Raw genomic sequence first — 2,625 nt, forward strand, 5'->3', positions numbered from 1 at the left:
AGATTTCTCCGGGGCCGTGTCGATCAGCGGGCCGCTCGTTCGACGTATGGGGGCGAGGGCCGATGGGCGGCCCCGCCGGACGAGGAGAACGCGATGTCGAAATACCTGCTGATCATGCGGGGCACCGATGAGACGAACGCGGCCATGATGGCTGATCTCGACGAGATGATGGACACGACCCGCCGGTTCATCGAGGACATGATGAAGGCCGAGGTTCTCGTCGCGGCCGAAGGGCTGGATGATCCGGGCCAGGGCGTCGTGGTCGACTTCAGCGGCGAGGTGCCGGTGGTCACGGACGGGCCGTATGGCGAGACCAGGGAACTGTTCGGTGGCTACTTCCTGCTCGATGTCGCCACGAAACAGGAGGCGGTCGAGTGGGCCAAGCGGGTCCCGGCGGTCCGCGGGTCCAAGATCGAGGTCCGGCGGGTGGCCGAGGCCGACGAGGTCCCGCAGGGCAGCGAGAGCGACGGCCAGATCTGATGGGTAGGGCCGACGTCGAGGCCGTCTGGCGGATCGAGTCGGCCCGGATCGTCGCCGCGCTGACCCGGTTCACCGGCGATTTCGGGCTGGCCGAGGACGCGGCTCAGGAGGCGGTGGCTGAGGCGCTGGTGTCGTGGCCGCGTGCCTCTCCGACCAATCCGGCCGGCTGGCTGATGGGGGTTCCGGTAGCAATCGCGGAAAATCCAACGGATACAGGTCTGACCTGCATGGATAGAGCTTGGCCTGCCGTTTCGTGATCGTGTTTCCCAAGGAATCTCCGCAGGTCAGCAGCAACATCGTTGGATTCACGGCCATTACTACCGGGACCCCGTGTTGCGCGCGGTGTCCTGTTTGGGCGAACACTGCCGATTCCGGAATCAGGCTGCCAACGCGCCTGCCAACGTGGCTGTGGAGCATTACCAGGACACAGGGGGAAGCGGGGCAGCCCGTACTTGGCCGCAGCCCGTCAGACCGAACCGAGGTAGCGGGTGTCGATGACGTCGTGGCGGCGCTGGCCGAGATACCAGTCACCGACGCCGCCGGTGTCGATCACCGCACGCAGCACGGCGGGTTCCCCGTCAGCAGCCTCAGCAACGACCTCGCCTCTCGGGGAGATGATCATTGTCGGGCAGTGGGTGAGCGGATCGGCGACGTTGGCGGATAGCACCCATCGCTGGTTCTCGGCTGCTCGGCTGATCAGGTGGCTGCGCCATACCCCGTACGGCTCGGCGAGGTTGGCAGCATTCGTCAGATACACAAGCATCTGCGCGCCGCAACGGGCGAGGTGCTGCCACTGTTCGGGGAAGCGGATCTCTCGGCAGATCTGCGTCCCGACGGTGACCTCTCCCTCGGGAAGCGTGAGCCGGTGCACGGGAAGGGCGGAGCCGGCGGCCAGCACGCCGCGCTCGTTCATCGCCAGGTTGATCTTCCGGTAGATGTGCTGCTCACCTTCGGGGGTGAAGACGAGGGAGGCGTTCCACCACTGCCTGGCATTGGGGACCAGTGATCCGCAGATCACGTGGACACCGGTTCGCGCGGCCACCTCGGCGAGCTCGGTAACAGCCGCCTCCAACTCGGCCGGCTCCAGCCGGGAAAGCGGAGCCAAGTCGGCGCCGTAGCCGGACAGAGCTCCTTCGGGAAAGACCACCAAGTCATCATCGGTGCAGGCTTCGACCACTCGCGTGATCTCGCTCAGGTTGCCGGGGATGTTCCAGGAGATCGGGATCTGGGCAACGGCCGTGCGCACGAACATGGGCCAGGAAAATATCAGGCGGACGCATTGGGGTGTCGGTAATGAAGCTGTCACCAGGTACACGCGATCGCATTAGCCCAGGTCAGCGAACTGGGATAACGAGAGGGAACAAGCGTTCTGGCAGGTGAGCTCGGTCCGGCTGCGAGGGCTGCCACCAGGGTCAACACGATCGCGTGTACCTGGTGACACGACTCTTAACGACACCCCTGTTCGTCAACGCCCGCGGCCGGCGCCTGACGACATCGAGACCGCCCGCCGATACACGCTGCCGTCGGAGTCGGAGGACGAGCGCCGCGCCGCCATCGAGAACTTGCCCACCGACGAATGACACCCCCGAAGGAGGCCGTCATGCAAGGGCGACCGGGACGCCCACCGAAAACAGCCCGAAAAAACCGGACAGAAAAATCACAGAAGACCCGCTGATCCTCGCTGCCCCGGCGCCCCCGTCCTCCGTGCTGGAGGCGGGGGCTAGGACTCGTCCTGGCAGGGAATCGTCGCCGCCGTCGGCGCGGCAGGCGCGTTCTCAAGGAAGGCCTGGGTTGAGACGGCATAGGCGGAACACAGAAGCCGGCCAAGGCGCGTCGCCCTGCCGTCACCGAAACGCCGGGTGGGAACACCCATGACATGCAGGCGCCGCTCCAGGGCCACGCCTGAGACCGCGACCACCGTGTCACCGTACCGATCAACCCAGCGAAACGCGTCCCGGAGCAGCGCAAGGGCAAGCGGGCCGAAACCCGCTGCCGTAGTGCGGGGCCAGGCCCGGCCAGTGGCCAGGCGGCTGAGCTCCCAGATGCTCGGATCGCGAGGAGCGGGGGCGCCGCGCAACGTCTCGGAGAAGACGTCGGGGATCATATAAGGACCGTCGGTGGGCAGGAGCCGACAGCACCCCGTGA

3 protein-coding genes and 1 pseudogene are annotated in these 2,625 nt (G+C 66.3%); 2 read left to right on the forward strand and 2 right to left on the reverse strand.

Annotated elements, in window-relative coordinates:
- The first annotated feature begins 93 nt into the window (after nucleotides 1–93).
- A complete protein-coding gene (locus tag ABZ260_RS49715; protein WP_355632608.1) occupies nucleotides 94–480 on the forward strand; it encodes a YciI family protein in 387 nt (128 codons plus the stop codon).
- Nucleotides 480–656: pseudogene (locus ABZ260_RS49720) on the forward strand (RNA polymerase subunit sigma-24); the annotation flags it as partial. The gene ABZ260_RS49715 and the pseudogene ABZ260_RS49720, both read left to right, overlap by 1 nt.
- Nucleotides 657–946: 290 nt before the next feature.
- On the opposite strand, the gene ABZ260_RS49725 reads toward ABZ260_RS49720, so the two are convergent.
- On the reverse strand, nucleotides 947–1,732 hold the full coding sequence (locus ABZ260_RS49725; protein ID WP_355632603.1) for a nitrilase-related carbon-nitrogen hydrolase: 786 nt from the start codon (nucleotides 1,730–1,732) through the stop codon (nucleotides 947–949).
- A 468-nt stretch (nucleotides 1,733–2,200) separates the two neighbouring features.
- Nucleotides 2,201–2,625 (reverse strand): acyl-homoserine-lactone synthase (locus tag ABZ260_RS49730; protein ID WP_355632606.1); only part of this gene is annotated, 425 nt, incomplete at its 5' end.

This window comes from Streptosporangium sp. NPDC006013 (assembly GCF_040614275.1).
Taxonomy (GTDB): Bacteria; Actinomycetota; Actinomycetes; order Streptosporangiales; family Streptosporangiaceae; genus Streptosporangium.

Bases quoted from the DNA above. Each gene is read 5' to 3' on its own strand.
- ABZ260_RS49725 (WP_355632603.1), bottom strand. From the start codon at position 1,732: ATGTTCGTGCGCACGGCCGTTGCCCAGATCCCGATCTCCTGGAACATC.
- ABZ260_RS49715 (WP_355632608.1), top strand. From the start codon at position 94: ATGTCGAAATACCTGCTGATCATGCGGGGCACCGATGAGACGAACGCG.